Origin of the sequence: Methylacidiphilum caldifontis (assembly GCF_017310505.1) — a bacterium.
Lineage (GTDB): Bacteria > Verrucomicrobiota > Verrucomicrobiia > Methylacidiphilales > Methylacidiphilaceae > Methylacidiphilum > Methylacidiphilum caldifontis.
Genome location: NZ_CP065957.1, coordinates 1,570,904 through 1,596,295, shown reverse-complemented (window position 1 = coordinate 1,596,295; position 25,392 = coordinate 1,570,904). Strand labels below are relative to the sequence as shown.

Annotated in this window: 24 protein-coding genes; 7 read left to right on the top strand and 17 right to left on the bottom strand. The window is 39.1% G+C overall.

Annotated features, from left to right (window positions below; all coding sequences use genetic code 11):
• Positions 1–47: 47 nt before the first annotated feature.
• The 7 genes from IT6_RS07420 to IT6_RS07390 all read right to left on the bottom strand — a co-directional run bounded on the left by IT6_RS07420 (position 48) and on the right by IT6_RS07390 (position 7,302).
• Positions 48–527 carry a hypothetical protein gene (locus IT6_RS07420; protein ID WP_206825838.1) on the bottom strand — a complete coding sequence of 160 codons (480 nt, stop codon included), beginning with the start codon at positions 525–527 and terminating at the stop codon, positions 48–50.
• A 27-nt stretch (positions 528–554) separates the two neighbouring features.
• Positions 555–1,511, bottom strand: a complete 957-nt coding sequence (locus IT6_RS07415) for a 2-dehydropantoate 2-reductase (protein WP_206825837.1) — start codon at positions 1,509–1,511, stop codon at positions 555–557.
• A gap of 92 nt (positions 1,512–1,603) precedes the next feature.
• Positions 1,604–1,873, bottom strand: coding sequence for a hypothetical protein (locus IT6_RS07410; protein WP_134439058.1), 270 nt, complete (start codon positions 1,871–1,873; stop codon positions 1,604–1,606).
• 15 nt (positions 1,874–1,888) lie between these two features.
• Positions 1,889–2,083, bottom strand: a complete 195-nt coding sequence (locus IT6_RS07405) for a hypothetical protein (protein ID WP_206825834.1) — start codon at positions 2,081–2,083, stop codon at positions 1,889–1,891.
• A gap of 236 nt (positions 2,084–2,319) precedes the next feature.
• Complete coding sequence (locus IT6_RS07400; RefSeq protein ID WP_166792869.1) at positions 2,320–2,673, bottom strand: hypothetical protein; 354 nt, start codon at positions 2,671–2,673, stop codon at positions 2,320–2,322.
• Positions 2,666–3,973, bottom strand: coding sequence for an efflux RND transporter periplasmic adaptor subunit (locus IT6_RS07395; RefSeq protein WP_242524145.1), 1,308 nt, complete (start codon positions 3,971–3,973; stop codon positions 2,666–2,668). Before IT6_RS07395 ends, IT6_RS07400 begins: the two co-directional genes overlap by 8 nt.
• Positions 3,974–4,110: 137 nt before the next feature.
• The gene (locus IT6_RS07390) at positions 4,111–7,302 is read right to left on the bottom strand and encodes an efflux RND transporter permease subunit (protein WP_134440306.1); all 3,192 of its coding nucleotides are present in this window, start codon (positions 7,300–7,302) and stop codon (positions 4,111–4,113) included.
• A gap of 223 nt (positions 7,303–7,525) precedes the next feature.
• On the opposite strand from IT6_RS07390, the gene IT6_RS07385 reads away from it, so the two are divergent.
• Positions 7,526–8,407 carry an NAD(P)-dependent oxidoreductase gene (locus IT6_RS07385; protein WP_206825832.1) on the top strand — a complete coding sequence of 294 codons (882 nt, stop codon included), beginning with the start codon at positions 7,526–7,528 and terminating at the stop codon, positions 8,405–8,407.
• An 81-nt stretch (positions 8,408–8,488) separates the two neighbouring features.
• On the top strand, positions 8,489–8,815 hold the full coding sequence (locus IT6_RS07380) for a hypothetical protein (protein ID WP_134440304.1): 327 nt from the start codon (positions 8,489–8,491) through the stop codon (positions 8,813–8,815).
• A 215-nt stretch (positions 8,816–9,030) separates the two neighbouring features.
• On the opposite strand, the gene IT6_RS07375 is transcribed toward IT6_RS07380, so the two are convergent.
• The 4 genes from IT6_RS07375 to IT6_RS07360 all read right to left on the bottom strand — a co-directional run bounded on the left by IT6_RS07375 (position 9,031) and on the right by IT6_RS07360 (position 12,827).
• Complete coding sequence (locus IT6_RS07375; protein WP_206825830.1) at positions 9,031–10,116, bottom strand: transporter substrate-binding domain-containing protein; 1,086 nt, start codon at positions 10,114–10,116, stop codon at positions 9,031–9,033.
• 118 nt (positions 10,117–10,234) lie between these two features.
• Positions 10,235–11,011, bottom strand: a complete 777-nt coding sequence (locus IT6_RS07370) for a homing endonuclease associated repeat-containing protein (protein ID WP_206825828.1) — start codon at positions 11,009–11,011, stop codon at positions 10,235–10,237.
• Between the two features lie 84 nt (positions 11,012–11,095).
• Complete coding sequence (locus tag IT6_RS07365) at positions 11,096–12,052, bottom strand: glycosyltransferase family 9 protein (protein ID WP_206825826.1); 957 nt, start codon at positions 12,050–12,052, stop codon at positions 11,096–11,098.
• 34 nt (positions 12,053–12,086) lie between these two features.
• The gene (locus tag IT6_RS07360) at positions 12,087–12,827 is read right to left on the bottom strand and encodes a metallophosphoesterase family protein (protein WP_206825825.1); all 741 of its coding nucleotides are present in this window, start codon (positions 12,825–12,827) and stop codon (positions 12,087–12,089) included.
• Positions 12,828–12,936: 109 nt separating this feature from the next.
• Here IT6_RS07360 and cysK point away from each other — a divergent pair, with 109 nt between their 5' ends.
• From cysK to IT6_RS07345, 3 genes are all read left to right on the top strand, one after another.
• A complete protein-coding gene (cysK, locus tag IT6_RS07355) occupies positions 12,937–13,905 on the top strand; it encodes a cysteine synthase A (RefSeq protein WP_206825824.1) in 969 nt (322 codons plus the stop codon).
• 182 nt (positions 13,906–14,087) lie between these two features.
• A complete protein-coding gene (locus IT6_RS07350) occupies positions 14,088–14,951 on the top strand; it encodes a sigma-70 family RNA polymerase sigma factor (protein WP_134440298.1) in 864 nt (287 codons plus the stop codon).
• Positions 14,952–14,980: 29 nt separating this feature from the next.
• A complete protein-coding gene (locus IT6_RS07345) occupies positions 14,981–15,520 on the top strand; it encodes an adenine phosphoribosyltransferase (RefSeq protein WP_206825823.1) in 540 nt (179 codons plus the stop codon).
• A 221-nt stretch (positions 15,521–15,741) separates the two neighbouring features.
• Here the strand turns inward: IT6_RS07345 and lpxA are convergent, their stop codons facing one another.
• The 3 genes from lpxA to miaA form a co-directional block, all read right to left on the bottom strand.
• Complete coding sequence (gene lpxA, locus IT6_RS07340) at positions 15,742–16,542, bottom strand: acyl-ACP--UDP-N-acetylglucosamine O-acyltransferase (protein WP_206825822.1); 801 nt, start codon at positions 16,540–16,542, stop codon at positions 15,742–15,744.
• A 77-nt stretch (positions 16,543–16,619) separates the two neighbouring features.
• Positions 16,620–17,891, bottom strand: coding sequence for a GTPase HflX (gene hflX, locus IT6_RS07335; RefSeq protein ID WP_206825821.1), 1,272 nt, complete (start codon positions 17,889–17,891; stop codon positions 16,620–16,622).
• A gap of 36 nt (positions 17,892–17,927) precedes the next feature.
• Positions 17,928–18,926 carry a tRNA (adenosine(37)-N6)-dimethylallyltransferase MiaA gene (gene miaA / locus IT6_RS07330; protein ID WP_134440294.1) on the bottom strand — a complete coding sequence of 333 codons (999 nt, stop codon included), beginning with the start codon at positions 18,924–18,926 and terminating at the stop codon, positions 17,928–17,930.
• A gap of 108 nt (positions 18,927–19,034) precedes the next feature.
• On the opposite strand from miaA, the gene IT6_RS07325 reads away from it, so the two are divergent.
• Positions 19,035–19,691, top strand: a complete 657-nt coding sequence (locus tag IT6_RS07325; RefSeq protein WP_206825812.1) for a hypothetical protein — start codon at positions 19,035–19,037, stop codon at positions 19,689–19,691.
• Between the two features lie 256 nt (positions 19,692–19,947).
• Here IT6_RS07325 and IT6_RS07320 read toward each other — a convergent pair whose 3' ends face one another.
• Positions 19,948–21,273 (bottom strand): hypothetical protein, encoded by a 1,326-nt coding sequence (locus IT6_RS07320; protein WP_206825811.1) that lies wholly within the window; start codon positions 21,271–21,273, stop codon positions 19,948–19,950.
• Between the two features lie 122 nt (positions 21,274–21,395).
• Between IT6_RS07320 and IT6_RS07315 the strand changes: the two genes are divergently transcribed.
• Positions 21,396–22,235 carry a L,D-transpeptidase family protein gene (locus tag IT6_RS07315; RefSeq protein ID WP_206825810.1) on the top strand — a complete coding sequence of 280 codons (840 nt, stop codon included), beginning with the start codon at positions 21,396–21,398 and terminating at the stop codon, positions 22,233–22,235.
• A 19-nt stretch (positions 22,236–22,254) separates the two neighbouring features.
• Here IT6_RS07315 and IT6_RS07310 read toward each other — a convergent pair whose 3' ends face one another.
• Together IT6_RS07310 and IT6_RS07305 are read right to left on the bottom strand one after the other, a co-directional pair.
• Complete coding sequence (locus tag IT6_RS07310) at positions 22,255–24,015, bottom strand: diflavin oxidoreductase (RefSeq protein WP_242524144.1); 1,761 nt, start codon at positions 24,013–24,015, stop codon at positions 22,255–22,257.
• Between the two features lie 248 nt (positions 24,016–24,263).
• Positions 24,264–25,391 (bottom strand): complex I subunit 1/NuoH family protein, encoded by a 1,128-nt coding sequence (locus tag IT6_RS07305; RefSeq protein WP_134440289.1) that lies wholly within the window; start codon positions 25,389–25,391, stop codon positions 24,264–24,266.
• Between the last annotated feature and the right edge of the window lies 1 nt (position 25,392).

The following is a 25,392-nucleotide window of genomic DNA, read 5'->3' as shown; positions in this document are numbered from 1 at the left end:
GGGGGGCGGTTAATTCATAAACCTCCCCCTTGCAATTATGGGATGCCTCATTTATTTTTAGCTACGAAATATTCCCATTTCCCTTGATTAGTAATGATTTCTATTTTGCCAATATTGCCTTTGTATCCTATAAGCGATACTTTTAATATATCCCCATAATCCATTTTCATAGGTAACACCTTTATTTTTTTGTAGGGATTAGCCAAGTTATAGGTTGGATGACATAAAAAATCCGTTTCCAACCCATCAACTCTAATTTTTTCGATTGTCAGCTCCTTATGTTCCCTATTTACAATTTGAAGGACAGGAGGCAAAACAGAGACAGCTTTTTTCCTTTCTCTTAATATGATGGGAAGCTCTTCGTTAGGAACATCTTTATCGGGATAATAGTCTAGATAAGGATGAATGGAAAGATCAAGATTGGGCTTGTCTGTTTTTCTCATGTAACCACAAGCCGGAAATAAAACCAAAGAGAGAAAAACTAATTGTTTTATCCTTTTTTTAAACTGATTTCTGTTTAAAAACATAAATTTTGAATGATCTCTTAGAAAGAATTACATCCTGCTATTCAACGAATCGAGAAGAGCATAAAGCAACTGGAGCTTAGGTAAATTGATCCCCTTTTCTCTGGCCTTCTTAAGAGGCCTACCCCATATCGCCTCTATTTCTAAGGGCCTCTTTTCAAAATAATCAAATAGACTTGAGGGTTTATAATTACCCATTTTCCTCGTTTTTGTGAGTTGTAATTCAATAAAATCATGGTTAATGGCATATCCCATTGCTCTAGCCGCATTGATAATTTCCTCCATTAATTCTCGAGTGGCACGCTCAAGTTCAGGTCGAGCTAAAATTTCAGCCACATCTATTCCCCCGGCAGCGACAGATAAACCATTAAAAGGAATATTCCACACCAGTTTCTTCCAACGAGCCTCTTCCAATGAGTTGACTTTTTCTGTTTCAATGCCCGCGTTACGAAGCATGGATTCAAACTCGTTTACTTCTTTACCAGGCAACGAATTAAACTGTCCAAGTTCTACTTTACCAAAACCAAAATTGGTAACCTTCCCTGGCCCGGTACGGTTGATGCATACAAACAATATGCCTCCAATGACTACCCTTGGCCCGAAGTTCTCATAAAGCCACTTTTCATTATCAATTCCATTTTGAAAGCAAACAAGAACCGTTTCAGGAGAAAGTAACGGAGGTAACAATTCAAGAAGAACGTCATTGGCAGAACTTTTCAAAGCGATAATGACCCATTTACATGGGCCAATCTGAGGTGTCGAGGAGAAAGCTTGAACAGGATAAAGATGGAATGTTTCTTTCCCCCATTCAATAATAAGTCCCCTTTCTTTTACTAGATCCAGATCCTTCCTCATTAAAAAGTGAACATTATATCCTGACTTTGCTAAAAGTCCCCCATAAAATAGGCCAATGGCTCCTGCACCTATAACGGCTATCTTCTCTTTATGATTAATACTGTGAAGATTTTTTTGATCTTTTTGAGCCATGTCCATATCAACAAATAAAAAGAACACTATAAAATAGCCATTCCTCCAACCTTAGACAACCCTTTCCTTACTAGCCAAGAGCCTTGTTGGCATTAGGCCAACCGGTTTTGCCGTCTATTTTTGCTTGTCGAAATGGCTTCAGCAAAACCCATTTTATATCCTTGCCCACATTCTTTGGAAGCCCAGATTGAGGCTTTTTGCAGAAGCCTCCAAACTTTATTTGAGCGGAGCATACAACTTTGAGTCTTTTCCAAGCTACTGATCAGAATGACACTTGCTTCAGCCGTCTGCTTTCGGCTTAAGCCAGGCATAACCGTCAATGCGAATCGGTGGATGCAACTGGCCTCAGCATATTCGAACACTCTGATAAGCCCTTTCTAGTCAGCTGATGCATTCATCTCCTTAAGTCCATTGAGTCTGGATCCCTTTTTATTGACAGCAAGGGTGGTAAAACCTCCATACATTCCTGAATTGAGCAAGAGGAACCGTTTTGCTGATCTAAGCCGTCCAATTCCTGACCGACGCTGGGAACGGGCAGTTGGATAGGCCTTTTCTGAGTTGCTTTTAGACATTGACTATTTCCGTGTCTATGAGGAGTTGATCGACACGGCACGGGTAGCTTTCCCGCTTTTCCCGACCATAAGGGTAGTTCTAGAGCTGATCTGATGCAAATCTGACCGTAAGCTTGATTTTCACAAATTATATTAGGACATGGTTGACTAAACTAGGCTACAAAAAAAAAGTCGTTATTAACCCATCTTTTAAAGCAGAAAACCCTTAGAAAGGCTATAGTCAACCTTGAGAGCTTTCAAGCAAACATCCCCCCAGGATTCTCCATCACTTCAATAGAATCCACCTTTCCATTCTCATTGTACCCTTTTCTGACATCCATCAACTTTCCCTGTTGGATCAAATAAATAGCTTTATTAAGATTTTGCCCATTTATCCAAATATCATGGCTTATGGTCCTAAGAAAAAACCTACTCCCTTCGGTATCTGTATGGGCAAAAAGGATTCTCGAATAAGGGAAGATCCAATTTCTTCCTGGGGATTCTATAGTTAAGAATTCAACGGGTACTTCTGAAGCTGTTACTCCGCCCCCTTGAATCTCTATTGAAGAATCCTTATGCAGGTTGGCGTTGAGTTCTCGTTCTTCATTCATGTGCAAGCTTGCCTTTTTGTAAAAGTTGTTTTTCCCTTTTTTTATCTGGCTTGGGCTGAGAAAGGTCAGCTACAACAACTACTTTACTTCCTTCTTCAAGAATTTCAGGTGGATTTAACACAATTTTTTGATCTTTAGAAAGACCGAAAGGTATTTCAATATATTGACCTAAATCTTTGCCTAACTCAACCTTGTTATAATGAACTATATTATTCTCATCAACAGTAAGAACATAATTGCCATCTGCCCTATCAATTACAGCATTCACAGGTACCAAGAAAGTTTCTTGATTTCTAGGTAAATGAAAGGTAACATCCACATACATATTAACGATAATTTCTCCCTTAGGGTTGCCTACATCCACTTCAGTTAACAGCGTTCGGGACAGGGGGTCTACCGCTTTGGCTGTCCTTACCACTAATCCTTTAAAGATTTTTCCAGGAAATTCAGAGGCCGTTATATCTGCCCATGTTCCAAGTTGAATTTGTGGAGCATAATTCTGAGGTACGGCTACATAGACTCTCATCACATCAGTGACTGAAATTCGATAAAGCTCTCTAACTCCTTTATCACTTCCCAACGAAACGAGCGTTCCTATATCAATATTTCTCGCTGTTACAATACCGCTGAAAGGAGCATATATTTTTTCAAAATTTTGGAGTTCTTTCCAATGCTCATATTGACCTCTTGAAGCATTGACTCGTGCAAGAGCTGCATCATAAGCCGCTTGTCTTTCATCAAGTTGTTGTTGAGATACAGCGCGAGTTTTTATCAGTTCTTTCCATCTATCGAGCGATATCCGAGCAATTTCTAGGTTAGCTTCGGCAGATTTGAGCACACCTTCCATTTCTACGACTTGTCGATCAATATCTGGTGCATCAATGACAGCCATGAGTTGTCCCTCTTTTACTTCATCACCAATATCTACCCACCAATTTTTTATATATCCGTTGACTCTAGCCCATATAGGCGTTTCAAAGTAGCCTCTAGCTGTTCCTGGAAGCCTCAAATCGGTCACAGGCGGGGCCAATTTTGGCTTTATAACCGATACAGGAATTTCATTGGCTATTGCGACAAACCTCTTAAGAACAAGCTGATTATGTATCCTGGGAATAAGCCCAATAAGCAAAAGGGCCAAAAGAATAGCTCCAAAAGATAAAGCAATAAAAGCTGGTCCCTTTTTTATTTTCTTTAAGATTTGTTTAAACTTTTCTTTTGGTTTAATAGGTGGAGGTTCAATGGGTGGAGGAGGAGAAATTGTAGAAGAGGAGATCTCTTTCATTTCCCTTCGGCTATTCATACCGCCCCTCGTGTTCCCGCTTTTGTTCCTTTCAAGAATGCGGTGCAATCTAGCCCATATTCCATTTTTTATAGTTTTTATTTTCGAACCCACCTTTAACTCCTTATTACTCATATTCAATGCATTTTAATATTTGTCTAGGCTATATGAGATACTTTCTTTCCCCGAATTATGCTGAATACTACAGGAACAAAAAAGAGAGTGCCAACGGTAGCAAAAATCATTCCCCCGATAACCGCTCTTCCCAAAGGGGCATTTTGTTCACCACCCTCACCCAGTCCTAAAGACATGGGTAACATACCAATAATCATTGCGCCCGCTGTCATCAGAACCGGCCTTAATCTTATCTTGCCCGCCATCCATGCGGCCGTAACCGCATCTGCTCCATTTCTCATCTCTTCATTAGCAAATGTAATGAGCAAAATACTATTCGAAGTGGCTACACCAACGGTCATGATTATTCCCATAAGAGAAGGTACACTAAAAGTAGTACCCGTAAGATAAAGCATCCAAATCACTCCACAAAATCCCGCAGGCAGTGCCATAAGAATAATAAAAGGATCTACCCAACCTTGGAAATTGACGACTAAAAGAAAATAAACCATAAGAATTGCGAAAACAATTCCAAGACCTAATCGACCAAAAGCATTTTGCATACTTTCAGCTTGTCCACGAATATGAATTTCATAAGCGGGTGGCAGTTTCTTTTTAACATCGTTTACAATTTTCTGAACTTCGCTAACCACTCCTCCTAAATCCCTACCTTGGACATTAACGAAGACATTATAAATAGGTTTAACATTATAATGGCTAATGACAGCAGCTTTCTGCTTATGCTCAACCGTAACGACATTGCTTAAAAGCTGGGTTTCTTCACGTGCGGCTAAAAGATCAGAGTATGTTTCCCTAATAGGATGCAAGTTGATGTTCAGCAGGGAGTTGTGACTATCTATAAGATGTTGAGGGGTCTGAATGACTAAAGGATAATTGATTGTTGTTTTGGGGTCTGCCCAATAATTAGGAGCAACAACATAACTTGAACTTAATTGATTCAGAATGTTATTAGCGATCTCTCGTTGATTCAGTCCAAAATCAAGTGCTCGAACCCGGTCTATTTTTAAATGAAGATAGGGTTGTTTTTTCTGGTATATAATAACATCAGCAGCTCCCTTGATCTTTTTTACTCTTTTCTGTATTTCTTGTGCAAATTTCGAAGTAATTCCAGGATCCTTACCTACAACTTGGATGTCTATAGGAGCAGCGGAACCAAAATTTAGAATTTGATTTACCATGTCGGGAGGCTGGAAAAAGAACTCACAACCAGGGAATTGTTTTGGCAACTTTTCCCTTATTTTCTTTATATAGATCGAGGTAGGATGATGATCTTCTTTAAGTGATACTAATATCTCTCCATCAAATGTGCCTTCATTAATATAATCACCAAATGCCATACCCGCAGGAAACCAAAAAGGGAGGCCTCCTAGATCAACAATTGACTCTATTTCCTCTTCAGGAACAATGTCTTTCTTGATATATTCTTCAATTTCACTAAAAATTCTTTCTGTTGTTTCAAGCCTAGTACCAGGAGGAGCAAAGACATGTAGCCTAAACTTTCCTGCATCTACAGGTGGGAAAAAATTTTCTCCAACCAACGGTAAAGCAATGAATGAAGCCAAGCCTAAGATTCCAAACAACAGGAAAACAGTCCCTTTATGTTGCAAGCACCAACGCAAAAGTTCTCCGTAATGGTCTCTAAACTGCTCAAACCGATCCATAAACCAGTGATGAAACTGCATAAAGCGGGAGGGGGCTTTCCCTTCTATTTTTCTTTTATGCTCGATAATTTCTTCTTGCCGAATAAGCATATTAGCCATGGTGGGCACAAGAGTTCTTGATAGAAAGTAGGAAAAAAGCATAGAAAACACGACACCCAAAGCCATAGGAGTAAATAGATACTTTGGTGGTCCCTCCAAGAAAATCACAGATGTAAAAACGATACATATTGAAAGAGTTGCTACGAATGCGGCATTGGCAATTTGCTGCGCTCCATCAAGAATAGCCTGGATAAGGGGCTTGCCCATTCCATGGTTCCTATGGATATTTTCAACTTCGACCGTCGCATCATCAACAAGGATACCTACGGCAAGGGCAAGACCGCCCAACGTCATAATGTTAATGGTATTGCCCATCCGACTAAGAATAAAAAGAGCAACAAGAATGCACAATGGAATGGAAGTCAAAACAATTAAGGTAGATCTCCAGCTGCCCAAAAAAACAAGGATCATCACCCCCGTAAGACCAGCAGCAATCAAACCTTCCTTAACTACACCTTCAACAGAAGCACGAACAAAGAGCGATTGATCCATCAACTCCTGGATTTCTATGCCTTCAGGAGCCGAAGCTTTAGCGACAGGAAGAAGTTTTCTCAAATTGGCTACTAATTCCAATGTTGATGCCATTCCATTCTTTAAAAGAGGCATAATAACTGCAGGCACTCCGTTATACCGAGCAAAATTCCATTGCACCGCCCCACCATCTCTCACATAGCCAAGATCATGCATATACACGATCTGTCCGTTCACTTTCTTTATAGGTATCTCATTCATTTCCTTGACATCGGTAGGGACATTATTCACGGTAACCAAATAATCCCGATCCCCAATCTTGATATCACCAGAAGCATAGTCTAGAATTTGATTATTAATGACTTCCATTAATTCTTGAGCGGTAATTCCTCTTGCCAAAAGTTGATCGGGATAAGCATCAACTCGAATAAATCGAGCCGTTCCTCCCCAAGGAGGGGGGAATGTAGCACCTCTTATCGTTGCCAACTCTCTCCTAAAGATATACCACGTGTAATCAAAAAGATCTGCATTCGATTTTGTTTTCCCACTTACAGCAAGCTGAATGACGGGAACTTCAGCCGCAGAATAACGCAAAACATAGGGAGGGGTTGTCCCCAGAGGCATTCTCTTTATGACCGTCTGGCAAATGGAAACCGCTTCAGATACGGCAAGATCAATAGGAACTCCAGGCTGAAAATACATTCTAATCACATTTAGCCCATAATAGGTTCTCGACTCCATTCGAGCCACATTATCAACGTATTGGGAAAGGTTAAACTCACTGAAAGTAGTAATGAAATTGGTCATGTCTTCAGGAGTCAACCCTTGATAAAACCACACTACATTGACAACAGGAATATCGATATCAGGAAAAATATCCGTAGGGGTGGTTTCTATGGTCAAAAGCCCCAATACAAATATCAATGCCGCCATTACGGCTACCGTATAGGGTTTTCGAAGAGCAACTTTGACTAACCAGAGCATAACCCGAATAATTTATCTTTTAAAGAATAACCCTCTATTCCAAAATAAGTTTCATGTTTGAGAAGCACAAAGCAGATATAATACCATGTCATTTTAAAAATAAAAAAGTTTTTATTCATTCTTTCCCAAAGAGATAACGCTAAAAAAAAAAGATATAATAAAAAAACGAATTTTATTTAATGCTTAACTTTTTTTTAACATACATGAAAATTTAATATCCGTCATGAAAATTGGATTTATTGGAATTGGAAAAATGGGATTTCCCATGGCACAAAATCTCTTAACTTCTGGGAAAGCACTTTCGATTTACAACAGAACCCATCATAAAGCAGAACCCCTTGTCTCCATGGGTGCAAAAATCTGTTCAAGTCCCAGAGAGGCAGCAGAGGGTTGCGATATCGTCATCACAATGGTTGCTAACGACGAAGCGTTGTTAGAAGTCACTGGAAGAGTCGATGGCCTAATTAATGGCTTAAAAGAAGGGGCAATCCATCTTTCCATGAGTACGGTTAGCCCTCGCACCATTGTGGCTATTCAAAACCTGCATGCTCCAAAAAATCAGATTCTGGTTTCTGCCCCCGTATTTGGCAGGCCTGAAGCTGCTGCTAAAAAAGAGCTCTGGATTGTGACCGCAGGACCTCTTGAAGCTGTAAGACGATGCCATCCTATCTTTCAAGCTTTAGGAAGGGGCTATTCCAATCTTGGCGAGGAAACCATCAAGGCTAACATTGTAAAAATTCTTGGAAATTTTTTGATCATGACTGTTGTTGAAGCCTTAGCAGAAAGCTTTTGCATAGCACAAAAGGCTCAAATTGCTCCCCAGGAGTTGCTTTCTGCTGTAAACCAGGCTTTGTTTCGTTCTCCCTTATATGAAAATTATGGTCAACTCTTGTGCCAAAAATCTTTTTCTGAGCCTGGATTTACATTAAAACTAGGATTTAAAGATGCTACATTGGTTCGAGATCTTGTTCAATCCTATCTCAGTCCAATGCCTTTTTTAGATATTGTTTATAGACGGTTCCTTTCAGCATTAAATCATGGAAAAGCAGAATTGGATTTTGCAGCTATCTCTACTGAAGTATTTGAAGAAGGAGGTTGCTCTTAATCTATAAGGTTTATCTCACAAAATATTTTTTTTAATGATTTATGCTCTTGCATAATATCTTATTTTGTTTATGTAACTATCATGGAGGAAGCCTTAAAAAAATCCTTGGGCAATTTAGGCCATTGGAGTCGAAGAACAAGTCTTCTCATAGCTATTGTAAGCCTGCTTTATTGGATAGTTATAGGTTTTAGTGAATTAATTCTTAGGGCTAGTGGAAGTGAAACAGAATTTAGTTCAGCATTGATCGGTTTTTTTACATTTCTTGGACTGGTTGCTAATTTTTTTGGCATTCTTTTTGGTGGAATCAGCTTTTCTTCAAAAGAATACTTGCGCCCTTCTTGCATCATTGGAATCGTCTTGAATGGTTTTTTCTTTATTATTGTTCTTGCCTGTATTCGACTCTTTTAAAAAGACCCTATCAAGGGCGAGTCGTTCTTCTCTTCTTAAATTAGATTTCGCATTGTTTTCTCTGCGTATCGAAGTTTAGAAAGATGAGGAGAAAATCAAAAAATTCCAGGATAGACAAATCCATTTTAGCTTTTTTCTCATTCATTTTAGAAGACAAGGGCTTTCTTATAGGAATCGTGTTTAATAAGGAAATGAGAAGAAAAAATATCACTTACTTATCTTTTATTTCCTAGATTTAGGGCAGACACATAATTTTTCAACTCATTGAGATGTGTAATAATCCATTCATTGACTTTCTGGGTAAGTTCATCTCCGTGTCGAAAGGCAAAGGCATAATCTATTCTTGCAAAAGTCTTTTCAGAAACTTCCAACTCTCCTCCAAAGCTTTTTTGAATAAGATAACGCATCTCTTCGACTTCGGATAGGACTGCATCAGCTTTTTTCTCTTTGACAGCTTCAAGGGCATCTCTCAAATCGTTAAAGAGTATAGCTCGAATATGTCTTTTTCTTAGATAATAATTCCCTAATGAATCTTTAACAGTAGCCACCCGAATCTGTGAAAGATCTTTAAGCTTAACTATATCCAAGCTAACTTTTTCCAAAGCCACCCCCGCCGTAATCCATGCTGTAAAAAAAGAGAGAAGCACAACGCCAACAAACATCCAAACCATGGCAACAGTCCTTCCTCCCACCGTTCTTGGGACTTTATCTCCATAGCCGATTGTTGTCATGGTTACCGCAGCCCACCAAAAAGAGTTTCCAATTCCATGAATAAAGCTACCTCCAAAATGGGGATTTTTTTTCCTTTCAAAAATCCAGACAAAAAACCCCGCAATAAAAGTTAAAAAAGTTATGCCACAAATCACAGCAAAAAACTCTGAACTGAGCATAAAACGGTATATGGCTTGCAGGGAACTAACAGGGGTTGACCGATAAGCCACTCCTAAACCAGAAGACAGAAAAGGATAACTAAAAGCGATTTTCTGTAAAAGATTATTTTCAACACCTATGCCGGTAACAATAACATCTACTTTTCGATTGAGTAAACTGCGGATCATAATTTCTTGATCCGGGGGTTGCTCGACAAATTCAAAGGGAATAGCTAAATCGGTGGTGATTTTCCTCCATAAATCTACCGCTATTCCTTCCCACTCTCCATCACCACCCCTAAAGGAAAACGGAGGGTCATTACGGGTAGCTACTTTGAGTTTCAGATGAATTTTTGCGGACTGTGAAACTTCTGCAGAATAAGCATTAAAAAGAAATGAAAAAAACAGAAGAAGGTAAAAAATACTTTTCAACTTTTATTGTGGAAAAGCAATATTTTCTCAATAAAAACAAAATTGCAAGAGTTTTACCTTCTTTTGCTCACTCCACAGTCAGGCAAAAACGAAACATTTTTTTAAAGAGAGCAACTAACTAAGCCAAAGCACTTTGAACTGCTTTTTTCCAACTCCCAAAAAATCTTTTCTTACAAGCTGCGGCAAAGAGTGAGGGATCCACTTCCCTAATCCGTGTACTTGTTAAAGGTATCCCTTGATCTTTTAAAGATCTTATTCCTTGAATGATCAGTTCCTTAGACCATCTCTTACGGTTACGGATGGCATCATAATTAAGCCCCGCTTGTTCAATGGCAGCAGACCAACTGCCAAATCTCCGCCTCGCTATAGCAATCAAGGAGCTTGCATTTTTTTCCATCTGCTTGGAACTTAAATCCGCTCCCTTATTATACAATCTCCTAATCTCTTCCAGGATATTTTCATTTTTCCAAGTTTTATACCTATAAATATCCTCAGGAGCAAGTCCTGCTGCAAGAAGAGCGTTCTTCCAACTTCCAAAGTAATTTGGCCGTATTGCCGCATAGACCATCGGTGCATATTCTCCAAGCATCATTGCTCTAAAAGAGAGATCGGTACCCTGACGATAAAGTTGCTGAATCATCTGGATAATCTTTTCTTTCGACCATGCTCGATAACGGCGAATCTCATCATAAGAAAGACCCGCAGCATTAACTGCCTTTCCCCAGTTTCCAAAATACCGAACAGCTGCAGCGAGCAATTCTTGATAATGCTTCCTCATGTAATGAGAAAATAGAGGTTTACCCGCCTCATGCCATTTTTTGATTTCTTCAATGACCACCGCTTCAGTCCATTCCTTATTTTTCCTGGGGAATTGATCTACATGAGAGGATTTCATAATATAACCTTTTTAAAGTCTAAATATTTTAAAATAATTTATCATGTCAAGTAAAATTAATATATCATATCATTCATGTAATTATTAATTTTCAATTAGAATCATTAATTTTTTTATAATTTTTTCAACCGATATCTCTGATAAACAACACATTGGATATTTTTTGTTTAAGCATATATTATGCCAACAGGGAGAACAAGAGGCCTCGCTTTGTACGACGATAACTTTTTTCCCAATGGGACGTGCTTCTGAAGCATCTGTGGGGCCAAACAAAACTAGGGTTGGACATCCTAGAGCTGCTGAAAGATGCGCAGGACCTGAATCTCCGCTAATCGTTGCTTGGGCATTGCCAATGATTGCCATGAGCATACTTAATGGAATTTCTCCTCGATAATCTAGACAATTGGGTGCATTAATCGGGAACCAAGGTCCTATCCCAATAAAAACAAACTGGTATTGGGGTAATCTTACGGTCAACTCTAAGTAATTTCTCCATGGCCATATTTTTGATCTCCAACGAGAATAAGGATGGATGACCACATAGTTTTTTATATTTAAGATTTGGGGAAAAACCGGCAATCCAAAATCATAGGGATCAGGCTCTATCGCAAGATAACGCAAAAATTCTAAATATCTTTCTTGAGCTGGAGGGGGAGGAGGCATGATTCTTTCTTTGTAAAAAAAGATTGAGCCTTCTCGAGCATTCCATGATCCTATTTTCCTTTTCGCTCCACTTAACCCACAAATTATCCCACTTCGAAAAAGGCCCTGAAGATCCAAAACAATATCGTAGTCTTCTTCTTTGATCTTGTAGAGCAGCCTTGTTAAGCAAGATATTGACGAGAGTATTCCTGTCGAAGCATAATGAGGAAGTGTATGAATGTGGTGAATAGCCTGTTGGTATTTTAGCAACTCCTTATAATTCTCATAGGCGACCCAATCAATTTGAGCAGCAGGAAATTTTTTTGCCAGTCCGCTAGCAACAGGAAAACACTGTATGATATCCCCAAATGAACTCAACTTGATAATCAATATTTTCACCTTTTAGTGGTCTATCGCTATAGGCTGAAAGATTTCACACTCCCCATTTAAGCCTCTCAGCTAATTGTAGAGGCAAACCGGCATTCTTAATCTTCAGAGCCGATTTTTCAATATCATAAGCTATCCTGCAAACCTGCGCCTCGTCATTTTCAGTATCATAAACAACGAATGCCGCTCTAGGGTCACCGTCTCGAGGTTGACCCACACTACCCACATTAAGTAAAAAACGAAGATTTTTTTTAAGAAATAGTCTTTTGAAGTGGAATTGGAAGACTCTAGAAGCCCCATTTTGTACAAACAAAGAAACAATGTGGGTATGTCCCAGAAATCCAATACGGAAAGAACCCGCTTTAAAATTTTCACTGGCTTCTTCGCTGGATAAAACATACTGCCAACTTTGGGGATCACAAAAATTGGAATGAGTAGCCATTAAGTCTTTATTTTCCCAGATCAAAGGAAGAGAGATTAAAAAACGTTTTTCATCTTCTGAAAGCACTTTCCTTGTGAACTCTATAGCATCAAGAGCAATGGGATTAAGTCTATTTACAATATTTTCTGACAATTGGGGTAAAGAACAGTAATAATCATGATTACCTTGCAAGATAGTATCGGCATGCTCTCTTATTTTTTGCAAGCAAAAGGAAGGGTCGGCTCCATACCCAACAATATCTCCAAGACATATAATCTTATCTATTCTTTTATCTAATATCTCTTCAAGAACCGATTCTAAAGCCTCTAGATTTCCATGAATGTCACTCAACAACGCTATTTTCATTTTTCTGTTTAATATAAATCGATTGAAAAAGAGCCTATTGATAATATTTTCTTTTTGATTATAATTTTTCTTGACTATAGCTAGTCTATTATATTAGTGGAGAATTTCTATGCTCATTTTCCCCTCTATTATCCAGACGATTGGGAGAACCCCCCTTGTCCGCTTGAACAAAATGACTTTGGGCCTTGAAGCCGAAGTGGTTGTAAAATGCGAGTTTTTCAATCCCTTAAGTAGCGTTAAGGATCGCATTGGTATTGCGATGATTGAACAAGCAGAGAGAGAAGGGAAAATCGATTCGAAGACGACCATCATCGAACCCACTTCGGGCAATACTGGCATTGCCCTTGCCTTTGTGGCTGCAGCAAAAGGATATCCTCTCATTTTGACCATGCCTGAAAGCATGAGCATAGAACGACGGACTCTTTTAGCTCTTCTTGGTGCTCGACTCATACTGACTCCCGCACAGCAAGGAATGAGAGGGGCAGTAGAGAAAGCGATGGAAATTGCATCTAAGATCGATCGGAGTTGGATCCCTCAACAATTTGAAAACCCTGCAAATCCTGAAATTCATAGGAAAACTACGGCTGAAGAAATTTGGAATGATACAAACGGCAAAGTCGATATTTTTGTTGCAGGAGTGGGAACAGGAGGAACAATTACTGGGGTCAGCGAGGTCATTAAAAAAAGAAAACCTTCGTTATATTCAGTTGCCGTAGAACCTTCCGCCTCTCCAGTTATTTCTCAAACTCTTCGAGGAGAACCCTTGAAACCAGGACCCCATAAAATTCAAGGCATTGGAGCAGGATTTGTCCCCAAGAATTTGAATATCAACATTATTGATGAAGTGTTTACTGTTTCTGACCAAGACGCAATCACCACGGCACAAAGGCTTGCTTCTGAAGAGGGAATATTGGTAGGCATTTCTTCCGGAGCTACTGTTTTTGCCGCTTTGGAAATTGCAAAACGAAAAGAAAACAAAGGAAAATTAATTGTCGCTATAGCCGCAAGCACGGGTGAAAGATATCTCAGTACCGCTCTTGTAGAACAAGCTAAAAAATTTGCCGGAGGTATAATTTAACCATTAAAATTTTTAAAGTTTTTCTTGATTCATTCTATAAAGTTAATATTTTAAGGTAAAAACGAATTATCTTGTTTGTCTTATATTTATTTGTTTCCGTGAAATAACGAAAGTTATTCCCTAATTTTTTCAAATTTACATTCTCAACTTTTCGATAATTCTAAGCGTATCAATAATAAGAAATGGATAACAACGATTCTGCTCTCAAACTTTATTTAAGAGAAATAAGTCAAATTCCGCTTCTAACAAAGGAAAAAGAAGTGGAATTGGCTAAAAGAATACAACAGGGCGATCAAGAGGCAAGGCGCCAAATGATCCAAGCCAACTTACGTCTTGTTGTTAAAATTGCTCATGACTATGCCAATAGCGGCCTTCCTCTTCCAGACTTAATTTCTGAAGGTAACATTGGTCTTATGAAGGCTGTAGACCGGTTTGATCCTTCGAAAGGAGGAAAACTCAGCACATATGCGGCATGGTGGATCAAACAGTCAATTAAAAGGGCATTAGCCAATCAAAGCAAGACGATTCGACTCCCTGTTCACCTGGTAGACAAGATAGCCAAGATGAGAAGGGTGGCTATGCAGCTCTCTGAAATTCTTGGGAGAGATCCAACCGATGAAGAACTTGCTGAAGAACTGGGCATGTCCACAACTAAAGTCGCCGAATTAAGAACGATTGCAATAAGACCGGCTTCCCTTGATGCTACCGTTGGTGAAGAAGAAGACGGGACTTCTTTAGGGGAACTCGTTAAAGATGAGTCTGCTACAAGTCCAGACCAATCAGTTCTTGATCAGAATCTCAAAAATACCATCATGGAATTGCTCCCAAAGCTTGATGAGAGGGAGAGAAAAATATTAAGCCTCAGATTTGGTTTGGAAGGAAACGAACAAATGACTTTGGAAGAAATCGGTAAGGAATTTCATGTAACCCGTGAAAGAATCAGGCAACTTCAAAATATTGCTTTACGAAAAATTCGAAAAGAGCTAGAAAAACAAGAAAAAGGAAAGAACCGTTTCTCGAGTAAACAACCCTTAAAGACTGAATAAACTAAAAGTAAGAGAAAAAGTTCCTTTCGATGACCTTTGTTTTAAGTAGCTCTATTGAAAGATTAAAGGAAAAAATTAGGACTATTCCTGATTTTCCCCGTCCCGGTGTAATGTTCAAGGATATTACACCCGTTATTGGAGAGGGACAGTTTTTCAGGCTGATATTGACTATATTCATTTCTCGTTATCAAAAGAAAAAGATCGATAAAATAGCTGCAATCGATGCCCGGGGATTTATTTTTGCAGGGGCGCTCGCTCATGCTCTTGGAGTTGGTATTATTCCCATTCGTAAGAAAGGAAAATTACCCTATAAAACCTATGAACTGAGTTACAAAAACGAATATGGTGAAGAAACCCTTACCATCCACCAGGATGCCATAAACAAAGGAGAAAGTATATTGATTGTCGATGATGTTTTAGCCACGGGCAATACTGCACATACCGCAGCGTTGCTTGTAGAAAAATGCGGTGGAAACTTGATGGAACTTGGGTTTCTTGCCGAGTTGTCTCATTTAAAAGGCAGAGAAAGACTCTTCCCTTTTCCCTGTTATTCTATTCTTCAGTTTTAAACCTATACGTTTCTTTCCTTCTTTATTAAGCCAATCAAAACCCTAAAAAAGAAGACTTATCTACAAAAAAGATAAAATTGGCTCTAAAAGAACCTCAAAACACTGTCCTAATCAAAGTAAGACTTAGAAAAAGCTACCCAATGAACCGGGCTAGGTAATTTTCTGACAAACCAGAAGTTTCTCAAACCAAGAGCCCTCATATAAAAGAACCTGTTAAAAATTCATTCTTCAGTGATATTCGCATTTGCATTTTTTCTTCTGGCTAAACAGATTCCTCTTTTTGTAGCGCGGATGAAAGCAACAAGCTTTTTAATCTCTGGACAATCGCTAATCTTTTCAATCTTTTCTAAAGCTTGTGAGACATTAAGGCCTTCAAAATAAAGAATCTTATAAGCCTTTTCAATTTTCCTTCTTATTTCTTCGGTTATTCCTGCCCTTTTTAAGCCCACTCTATTGATTCCAGAAACTTCATTGGTATCTACAGCCATGAAATAAGGAGGGAGGTCTTTGCCAATACGGGTCTGTCCACGAGTCATGGTTAACTCCCCTATCCTTACACGCTGATGCACAACCGCTGCTCCTCCCAAAAAGGCTTTCCTTTCAACATGAACATAGCCAGCAAGCAGAACATTATTGACAAGCACAACTTCATCTTCCAAAAGGCAATTATGTGCAACATGACTTCCTGCCATCAAAAAACAACCATTGCCAATTCTTGTGATCGATGATTCAGCCGAACCTCGGTGGATAGTCACATATTCTCGGATAATATTATCATTACCGATAGACACAAAAGAGCTAGCTCCCTTAAAAGAAACATCCTGGGGTTCAGCTCCAATAATGGCTCCATACCCGATCTGGTTCCTGTGTCCAATAGTGCTGCCTGTCATTATCACTGCATGCGCTCTAATCTCGGATTCGTCACCAATAATACAGCCTTCTTCAACAGTTACCCATGGACCAATAGATACATTTTTGCCAATTTCTGCCTTAGCGCTAACAATTGCTGTTGGATGGATCATAGACTATGAATGTAACTCCACAGTTTAAAACTTCTCTATGAAGATCCAAAAGATCTTTATGCCTTTCAGCCATACGGTCAACCTTCAACGGTTATATTAAACTGTTCTAAAGATGAAAACATCGAATGAGGAATCCAACCATTAACCCATATCCCATCTGATTGATAATTGGTTACAATTCCAGAACCCATGCGATGTAATTTTGCAACAATATCTGTTCTATCCATAGGCAATTTTAAAGAAAAAAACCGCCTTTTTGTTTTTAACCACTCTTCTATTTTAACCAACAGGTTTTCACATCCTTCACCTGTTGCCGCCGAAATCGGAACACACCCTGGATACTCCTCCATCCTCCTTTTAACTAACCCATCTGAATACACCAAATCGATTTTATTCCACACCAAAATGATCGGTTTATTGATTGCACCTATCTGTTCCAGCACCTTGTTCACCTCGTTAATCTGGTTTTCAGCCAAGGGATGAGAAGCATCTACAAGATGAATCAATAAGTCAGCTTCTTTGACTTCTTCCAAGGTAGCTTTAAAAGATTCAATGAGATGATAGGGTAATTTTTGAATAAACCCCACGGTATCAGATAAAAATATTTTTTGACCCCCAGAGAATTCAAAAAGTCTTATTGTAGGATCCAAAGTGGCAAAAAGCTTATCCTCAACTAAAACATGAGAATGAGTAAGACGGTTAAACAAAGTGGATTTCCCTGCATTGGTATAGCCCACAAGACATGCTGTAGGCCAAGGGAATTTTTGTCTCCTCTTTCGCTGGATGAACCGAGTCTTTTTTACTTCCTCCAGTTCTTTTTTGAGTCTATGTATCCTTTCCTGTATGCGTCGCCTATCTACTTCAAGCTGAGTTTCTCCAGGTCCACGTGTGCCAATACCTCCTGTCTGACGGGAGAGGTGCGTCCATAACCGAGTTAATCGGGGAAGAAGGTAAAGAAGTTGGGCTAACTCTATTTGAAGTTTTCCCTCCCTTGTTTTAGCCCTTTGGGCAAATATATCTAAAATGAGTTGTGTTCTATCTAATACCTTACAACCAAAAAGGGTATTTAAGTTTCTACATTGAATAGGAGAAAGCTCCTCATTGAAAAGCACAAAAGATAATTCCTTTTGTTTGCAAATAGCTGCAAACTCAAGAGCTTTCCCTTTACCAATGAAATAAGGAGCTGTTGGAAAGGGCAGCTTCTGAATATGCTTTTCAATAATTACTCCTCCTGCAGAAGAAGCTAACTGGTCTAATTCCTTAAGAGATTCTTCAAAATCTTTCTCACCCCTATCCAGCCCAACAAGCATTCCCCTTTCCTGTTTTTTCTCTACTATTGCAGAAATCATGCTCCAGAGTTAAAAATGTTTCTTTTTTCTTGTCCTCTATTCCGGAAAAGCATTTTGTCTATTTCCCTGAATAAAATAATTTATTTTTATTATACAACTTTTAATAAAACGATACTCCTCTTCTTTATTTTTTAAAAGGCAATAACGTAAAGAAGGCTCTTTTTTGAACCAAGTCTTTTGTCTTTTCCCATAGGCCAGTTGTTGTCGACATATCTCCTCTTCAAGTTCTTTTCTATTTTTTTCTTTTCGAAGCAAGAAACGGCCTATTAGCTTATACCCAATAGCCTTGCATTTTTCTACCGCTTCTATCCCCCCTTCCTCAAGTAACATCAAAGTCTCTTTTTCCCATCCCTCATCAAACATTTTTCTAATTCTATTACGCAGTCTTGTTTCTACTTCTGGCTTAGGACGATCTATCCAGAAAGCAAGAGAGGGAGAAATGACAGGGGAAGTAGTCAGTTGTTGCCATTGGATTAAGGAAATACCCGAACTTTTTTTTACTTCTATCGCCCGTATTATTCTTCTTGGATTCGAACAATCTATAGAAGATGCAGCCAAGGGATCTATCTTTATTAGCATTTCAAGTAACGCATTTCTATCCAATTTCTCGAGTTCTGCTCTCAGGTATAAATTGGCTGGAGGAGCATTACAGAGTCCACTGGTCAATGCCCTAAAATATAACCCACATCCGCCAACCGCAAGAACTCCATGAGTATGGTTTAACTCTTTATTTAAATAATCACGAACTGCTTGGATATAGAGAAAGGCATTAAAAGACTCTTTCCAATCAACAAGATCTATCCCTCCATATCTATAACGAATCTGTTCGCTTGTGGAGGGTTTCGCTGTTCCTATATCGAGTTTTCTATAAACCTGCATTGAATCCAGGGCCAATAGAGACAGCCCTAATTCATCGGCAATGCGATGCGCAATCTCAGTTTTTCCTATACCCGTAGATCCAACCAAAAAGAAAATGGGCTGTTTAGTCTTTAAATTCGAAAAAAGTTTCAGTTCCCTATCCAAATCGACATCCATTGAAAAAATTAAGCTTAAAATCGTATTCTTTTATCCGTTATAAAAATTATCTTTGATCCATCATGTCTGATCGACTCACCTTTTTTATAACATAAAAAAGGAAGACCCATGGATTATAAACATTTTCAGGTTAAAATAACAGCAACTGAAGGCGGAAATTACCATCTCAATGCTCAATTCCATCCTCTTTGGCACATCAATAAAAAAATAGACTTTGACAACGGGCTTATCAATTGGAAAACAATTGCTGAAGGAGCCAGCTCTCTGCATTCTTGCCTTACAAATCTATTCCGTTGGGCTAAAGAAATATACGAATTTTTCCAACCCTTTAAATTAAAAGAACCCATAGAGCAAGCCAAGGAACAAACAATCAACCCCATTGAAAAAAATTTTTCAAAGAACGAAACCGAGCACACCGAAGATCCTCCAAGCAAAAAGACCGAACCAAACCCCATCTTTAATAATGAGCCCCAATCTCAACAAAAAATTGCTGAAACTTCAAATACAGCGAAAAAAATCATCTCAGCTGCCAAAGATAAAGTTCACAAAAAAAAGCCGATGTCTAAAACGCACAACCTTGACATAGAAGAGAGTACTCCATTAGCCAACTTTAACCCAAACAAACAAAATGAGCCAAAAGCTTGCACCCATTGCTCTCAAAAAAAAGGAGCTGAAAAAGAAAGCTGGTCATTATGGTTTGGATTTTCAATTCCGGTTCATAAAACTACTTTATCCGAAAGAAAAAAAGATAACCGAACCCGATAAAACTCTCATTTATCCTTGCAATATAGAGAATGGGGATAATCGCTACTACCCTTAGCTTCTTTAAGCAAAGCCATCCTTTTATTGCAATTTAAAGGCAATTTCTGTCTTTTCTTTCTTATGGCTAATGGCAAAAGCTTCGGGGTTTGAACTCTAAAAGATAATGAGCTTACAAGAGGAAAATAGCCGTTTTATGTTGTTTCGAAAAAAAGGGAAAAATACCGTATTAAATATGAAAATGGATTCTTTTTTGGCCTTATCATCTATGGAACCCCCCTCCACCATGAAATCCACCTCCGCCATGAAACCCTCCACCACCATGAAAGCCGGCTCCACCATGAAAACCTCCAGTTTGCCCTCTATATCCTGGATAACCATGAAAAGCTGGCCCTCTTTGAAAAGGAACCCCACCCCATCGACCAGGAGTTGATCCACCCCATTTTCCCACAGAAGCTCCCTGGTGAAAAGCTGAAGCCGCAGATCTCGATGAAGAGAGTGGAGATTGAGAAAAATGCGAGCCAGAAGAATAATTTCTTAAAGAATTATAGGGTTGTGTTCCAAAATTCCTTTGGAAAGCTCCCGTTTTATTGGTTTGTCCAAAATTATGAGCAGCCCATGTGTTTTGTCCTCCAAATCTATTGAATCCATTAGCAAAAGAAGTATTTGAACCAAAATTCCTGAAATTGTTTGTCGAAGACATGATATTCCTATTGATAAAGGTATTGTTATTGATGATTGTTGTTCTATTAAAAGAGCTAACAGAATACCATGGAGCTCCCCACCAAGGTCTTCCAAAAAAGAACCCTAAGGAAATTCCAGGCAATATAGGATAACCAAAACCAAACCCTACTCCAAAGCCTCCTCCCCAAAAACCAAAGCCTAATCCTAGACCCCATCCCCAACCCCACCCATACCATGGGTACCACAGGGGAGCCCACCAATAAGGACCATAAATCCAAGGAGGATACGCCCAATAAGGAGGATACCAGTAGGGATTATAAGAAGGAGGATAAGAAGAATAAGAGGCAGCTGTAGATCCCCGAAACACACCATTAGATGCATTTTTTTCGGATTGCTCATTAGCAGAGGGTTGATTTTCTCCCCTTCTGCCTTGACTAATCGCTTTTTGAACAAGAGGAATCTGGGCTTCGACAAACTGAGCAAACTGATCAGCTCCATCAGCAGTGCTTGTCAGTTGTTCAAGCTTCAGAGCTTGAGGAACGGCAATGATGTCATCGGGGTTAACATGGTAACGTGAAGCAATTTCATTTTGCTTCATCCGGATTTGATCAACAACTCTACGGATGGACTGGGCATAGCCTTTTGAATTGGAAGCGGCCATCTGTAATTGTAAAATAGTAGACTCAGATGCATGAGTAGGATCAGATAAAAGACCTTGAACTTGACTCATCCTACTTTGTTGTTCAGAATCTTGAGGAAGAGAAGTCAAAGAAGAAGCAAAAACTGAAGAAAATTCGTTTTTTGCCTTCTGCAACTGATGGGAATGATAAGTTTGAGATAGAGTTAAATAAGATAATATAACTAGAACTAATGACCCTAAGCCTCCCCCAATTTTTGTAAGCATAAGTTACTCAGGCTTTTCTATAAGTGTAAACCTAAACAATAGTCAAAGTCAAGCTATGATCATTTCTTCACTCCATCACAAGGACAATATCTCCCATTGAAGATTTTCATTACCTAAAGCTTATGCAAAACGAATCAAAAAGCTCGACTTTAATTTTTGGCACTACCTTTTTAGTATTATTCCTGATTTTTTCTCTTTTTCTTTTATATCTTGCCGATAAGATTGAAAAGATGTTCCAGAAAAAAGTACCCTTACAACAACTCATTACTGTTGTTGTTCCTTCTTCAAGTGCTTGCGAAGGCTATATGAAACTATTTCAAAGAATCGGAGAAGGAGGGCAGTGGAACCCTGATTCAGACTTTATTCCTATTCTCATAGGCAAGAACGGCTTGACCTGGGGGAAGGGATTGCATGAACCACAGGAAGGAGAACATAAAAAAGAAGGAGATGGGAAAACCCCCGCAGGGATTTTCAATTTAGGTCTAATTATGGGAATTGACGACGAGCTACCTTCAGGAGCCCAATGGCCTTTGTATCACAAAAAGAGTCCCCTCGATGCTTGGATCGAAGATCCCGCTCTCGATAATTACAACCACCTCGTTACTATCAAAGACAGTTCTTCTCCCCCTGAATGGTTTGAAAAACAAAGACTACGTATTGAAGATCCTCATTTAGAATGGATGATCTTCATAGAGCATAACTATCCTGACTCTAAGCCTGGCTTAGGTAGTGCCATATTTATCCATGAAAGATATGGAGAACACACACCTACTTCGGGTTGCGTGGCCATGGAAAAAGAAAAGTTAGTCGATCTAATCCGATGGATCTCCTATCCTTCAAAGCCTAAAATCGTTATCCTTTCTACACCTGATTATGCAAGGCTTCAGAGCTTATGGGATCTTCCCCCTCTCTATCTTGCTTTTCCTAACCCTCCTCTTATCGTGAACCAAAGCAAGCAATGAAGTTGTTTTTGCTTATTTTTTAATAAACATCCCGCAAATATCTTTTGGAAGAACGCAAGTTTTGGATATACTCTTGAGCTTTTTCTTTAGAAAGCCCTCCCGCCGTTTCGCAAATCTGATGAAGAGCAATATCAACATCCTTAGCCATCCTATGAGCATCTCCACATACATAAATATAAGCTCCTTCCTGAAGCCATGACCAAATATCTTGGGCTTTCTCCAGCATACGATGCTGAACATATATTTTATAGGACTGATCACGTGAAAATGCCGTATCGAGATGGGTTAATATTCCCTCTTTAAGATAATTTTCTAACTCCTCTTGATAAAAGAAATCTGTAGAACGGTGCTGTTCACCAAAGAAAAGCCAATTTTTTCCTTTCGCCCCTGTAGCCGCTCTCTCCTGAAGGAAAGCCCTAAAAGGAGCAACCCCAGTTCCTGGGCCAATCATAATTATAGGGGTTGAGGGATCGGAAGGAAGACGAAAATTAGGATTGGGACGAATAAAGATAGGAATAGGCACTTTAGGGGTTGCTTCCGCAAGAAAGTTTGAGCATACCCCCCTTCTCCAACGACCATGCTGAATGTATCTAACAACTACGACTGTAAGATGGATTTCCATCTCATAAACCTTTGGACTGGAAGCAATAGAATAATATCTTGGAGAAAGGGATCTTAAGTTTTTAACCAGTTCAACAGCACCAATCCCTTTTTTAGGAAAGTCATCAAGTATGGAATTTATCTCGTAATACCGATATAGAGCCTCTCGCAATGGAACGTTTTCTCCATTGGGAGTAGGAACGATTTCTTCTCCCGTATAACCTAAAGTTTCTATAATTTCCTGAACGAGTACAGGCCAATTGGTTGGATATATTCCCACCGCATCACCAGGGAGATAACAGAGTTCCGATCCTTCAAGGGAAAGTTCTATATGCCTGGTCTCTTTCTCAGACCCCATCAAGGTTAATCGTCTGTTTTCTAATACCCTGGAAGGAAAAGGGTTTTGTTTGGTATGGGGAGGATGTGGTATTTTTGGAGAAAGCGTTTGCTGAAAAGTTAAAATTTTTGGACTTTCCTCCTTTAATTCCCTAATGAGGCTATCCTCTTGCGTGGGAAGCTGCAAAGTGCGTGGTAATATTTCGAAAACATTTTCTATCCATTTTGTTGCCGACTCTTCGTAATCCACATCGCAATCAATCCTGGGAAAGATTCTTTGAGCCCCCAACTCTTCCAATCTCTTGTCTATATTCTTTCCCGCTTGACAAAAATCAGGATAGGCTGAATCCCCTAAAGCCAAAAGGGCATATTTAAGATTTTCCAATCGAGGAGCTTCAGGAGACGACAAAAACTCCCAGAACTCCCTAGCATTGTCTGGAGGTTCTCCTTCACCAAAAGTACTCACACAAAACAAAGCATAAGATTCTTTTGTTAAATCGACCTTTTTATAATCAGCAAGATCCATAACCGTTACTGGAAAATTAACGGATTGAAGCTTTCTTCCCATCCTCTTTGCCAGTTCTTCGGCGTTTCCTGTCTGACTTCCATAAAATATTCTAATTGTTGTTTGAGGAATAGATAAGCTTTGCTCCTTTTCTTCTTGTTTAAAAGAAGGGAAGACAAGCAAATTGGATATAAACTGTTCAGCCCACTGTCGAGCCGTTTCTGAAAGAGGGGCCCATTTGGGAATAGAAGGAAGAGGTGCTCCCGCCTTTGTATATTCCATGATGCCGGCCAAAAATCCACTTATCCATGCTCTTTCGAGAAGCGTAAGTGGAGCCACTTCGGGAAGTTTATTTATAAACTCATTCGGAGCCAATTCTAAAAGATCCTCCAGTTTTTAATTTTTTTAATACAAAAAAAACGAAAGCAAAAGTTTCTAAAAACCTCATTTAATTCAAGAAAAAAAATGAGGTTTTTAGCCTCTATCAAACAAAAATATTCTAAAACCTTAAAAATTTACACAAAATATCTCCGTTTGTTCTCTTTTCCTTTTCCAATCTTTTCTTTAAATCCAAAATAAGGGAATATTTATGGGGTTTTAATCAAAGCTAAAAGAATGGCTACACAGCCAATATTAACAGTAGCAAGGGGGAGAAAAATCTTCCAGCCAAGATTCATGAGTTGATCGTACCTAAAACGAGGTAGGGTCCAACGAATCCATATGAAAAGAAACAAAAAAACAAGTATTTTCAACAAAAACACAAGGGCTTGAAGCAAGATAATTCCAAGACTTTTACCCTCTGATAAAAACCCTAAAGGCAGGCTCCATCCCCCGAGAAATAAAGTAATGATTAAAGAACTTGCTGCTATCATCGCTGCATATTCTCCTAAAAAAAACATACCAAATTTCATGCCTCCATATTCGGTATTATACCCTGCAACAAGTTCTTGTTCACTTTCTGGGAGATCAAATGGAGCACGGTTAGTTTCAGCAAACAAAGACACCATGAATATCAAAAAAGAAATAAAAAGAAATGGCCAAAAAACAAAAAGTCGAAGATCAGGATGTTTCCCTAAAAAAGGAAAAAGTAACCAGCCATGCTCAATCTGATATTTTACGATTTCCGAAAAATTCAAACTGCCCGTCAAAAGAAAGACCGGAATGATCGAGAACCCCAAAGCGACTTCGTAAGAAATCATCTGGGCAGTAGAACGTATACCTCCCAGAAAAGCATATTTCGAATTAGAAGCCCAGCCCGCAAGAACAATCCCATAAACGCTCAGTGAACTGATGGCAAATGCCCAAAGAACCCCTGTTCCCGCATTGATAATAACGCCAGGTTGAGGAATAACAATTTTTAAAGAAGAAATCGTTACCGGATCAATTGAAGCAAAGGGGATAAATCCGATTATTATTAAAGGAGGAACGATTACAAAAAAGGGAGCCAAGGAATAATAAAATTTTTTTACGACCCCAGGAACGAATTGTTCTTTAAGCATGAGTTTAAAGGCGTCTGCTATGGGTTGTCCTAACCCCCAGAGATGGCTTTTTAAAAAAGGAAGTCCGACCCGATTAGGTCCCACTCTATCCTGTATTGCAGCACAAATTTTCCTCTCAGCTAAAACCGTATAAGCTACTATTCCTAATAAAACGGCCACAACCAGAGCAATTTTAACAACTGTACTGACAATAAAAACTGTTATCGAAATATCCATA

What these genes read in the sequence shown, in the direction of transcription:
- IT6_RS07420 (WP_206825838.1), bottom strand. Translation starts at nt 527, where the DNA reads ATGTTTTTAAACAGAAATCAGTTTAAAAAAAGGATAAAACAATTAGTT.
- IT6_RS07415 (WP_206825837.1), bottom strand. Translation starts at nt 1,511, where the DNA reads ATGGCTCAAAAAGATCAAAAAAATCTTCACAGTATTAATCATAAAGAG.
- IT6_RS07405 (WP_206825834.1), bottom strand. Translation starts at nt 2,083, where the DNA reads ATGTCTAAAAGCAACTCAGAAAAGGCCTATCCAACTGCCCGTTCCCAG.
- IT6_RS07400 (WP_166792869.1), bottom strand. Translation starts at nt 2,673, where the DNA reads ATGAATGAAGAACGAGAACTCAACGCCAACCTGCATAAGGATTCTTCA.
- IT6_RS07395 (WP_242524145.1), bottom strand. Translation starts at nt 3,973, where the DNA reads ATGAATAGCCGAAGGGAAATGAAAGAGATCTCCTCTTCTACAATTTCT.
- IT6_RS07390 (WP_134440306.1), bottom strand. Translation starts at nt 7,302, where the DNA reads ATGCTCTGGTTAGTCAAAGTTGCTCTTCGAAAACCCTATACGGTAGCC.
- IT6_RS07385 (WP_206825832.1), top strand. Translation starts at nt 7,526, where the DNA reads ATGAAAATTGGATTTATTGGAATTGGAAAAATGGGATTTCCCATGGCA.
- IT6_RS07380 (WP_134440304.1), top strand. Translation starts at nt 8,489, where the DNA reads ATGGAGGAAGCCTTAAAAAAATCCTTGGGCAATTTAGGCCATTGGAGT.
- IT6_RS07370 (WP_206825828.1), bottom strand. Translation starts at nt 11,011, where the DNA reads ATGAAATCCTCTCATGTAGATCAATTCCCCAGGAAAAATAAGGAATGG.
- IT6_RS07360 (WP_206825825.1), bottom strand. Translation starts at nt 12,827, where the DNA reads ATGAAAATAGCGTTGTTGAGTGACATTCATGGAAATCTAGAGGCTTTA.
- cysK (WP_206825824.1), top strand. Translation starts at nt 12,937, where the DNA reads ATGCTCATTTTCCCCTCTATTATCCAGACGATTGGGAGAACCCCCCTT.
- IT6_RS07350 (WP_134440298.1), top strand. Translation starts at nt 14,088, where the DNA reads ATGGATAACAACGATTCTGCTCTCAAACTTTATTTAAGAGAAATAAGT.
- IT6_RS07345 (WP_206825823.1), top strand. Translation starts at nt 14,981, where the DNA reads ATGACCTTTGTTTTAAGTAGCTCTATTGAAAGATTAAAGGAAAAAATT.
- lpxA (WP_206825822.1), bottom strand. Translation starts at nt 16,542, where the DNA reads ATGATCCATCCAACAGCAATTGTTAGCGCTAAGGCAGAAATTGGCAAA.
- hflX (WP_206825821.1), bottom strand. Translation starts at nt 17,891, where the DNA reads ATGATTTCTGCAATAGTAGAGAAAAAACAGGAAAGGGGAATGCTTGTT.
- miaA (WP_134440294.1), bottom strand. Translation starts at nt 18,926, where the DNA reads ATGGATGTCGATTTGGATAGGGAACTGAAACTTTTTTCGAATTTAAAG.
- IT6_RS07325 (WP_206825812.1), top strand. Translation starts at nt 19,035, where the DNA reads ATGGATTATAAACATTTTCAGGTTAAAATAACAGCAACTGAAGGCGGA.
- IT6_RS07320 (WP_206825811.1), bottom strand. Translation starts at nt 21,273, where the DNA reads ATGCTTACAAAAATTGGGGGAGGCTTAGGGTCATTAGTTCTAGTTATA.
- IT6_RS07315 (WP_206825810.1), top strand. Translation starts at nt 21,396, where the DNA reads ATGCAAAACGAATCAAAAAGCTCGACTTTAATTTTTGGCACTACCTTT.
- IT6_RS07305 (WP_134440289.1), bottom strand. Translation starts at nt 25,391, where the DNA reads ATGGATATTTCGATAACAGTTTTTATTGTCAGTACAGTTGTTAAAATT.